At 67.0% G+C, this 382-nt stretch carries 1 protein-coding gene; it reads right to left on the bottom strand.

From position 1 onward, the window contains the following. Nucleotides 1–359, bottom strand: a 359-nt coding sequence (locus NQ018_RS11365) for an amino acid permease (protein WP_257061036.1), incomplete at its 3' end; no start/stop codon positions are given. Nucleotides 360–382 lie beyond the last annotated feature (23 nt).

Raw genomic sequence — 382 nt, 5'->3', positions numbered from 1 at the left:
ACCGTACTCACCACCAGCGAGTACTCCAGGATCAGGCTCCAGCCCACCACCCAGGCGAACACCTCGCCCAGCGCACTGTAGCTGTAGGTGTAGGCGCTGCCGGCGGCCGGCATCATCGTCGACAGCTCGGCATAGGACAGCGCCGCACAGGCGCAGACCGCACCGGCGATGGCGAAGGAGATCAGCACGGCCGGGCCGGCCAGGTTGGCACCGACGCCGATCAGCGTGTAGATGCCGGTGCCGACGATGGCACCGATGCCCAGTGCGATCAGGTGCGGCCAGCTGAGCGTCGGGATCAGACGCCTGCCGGCTTCGTGGACGGTGACGGAATCTAGGGACTTGCGCCGGAACAGGGACATGCAGGCCTCGGAAGGGGTGACTA

Source organism: Corynebacterium kozikiae, assembly GCF_024580965.1.
GTDB classification, from domain to species: Bacteria; Actinomycetota; Actinomycetes; order Mycobacteriales; family Mycobacteriaceae; genus Corynebacterium; species Corynebacterium kozikiae.
This window is presented reverse-complemented; position numbering and strand designations above follow the sequence as displayed.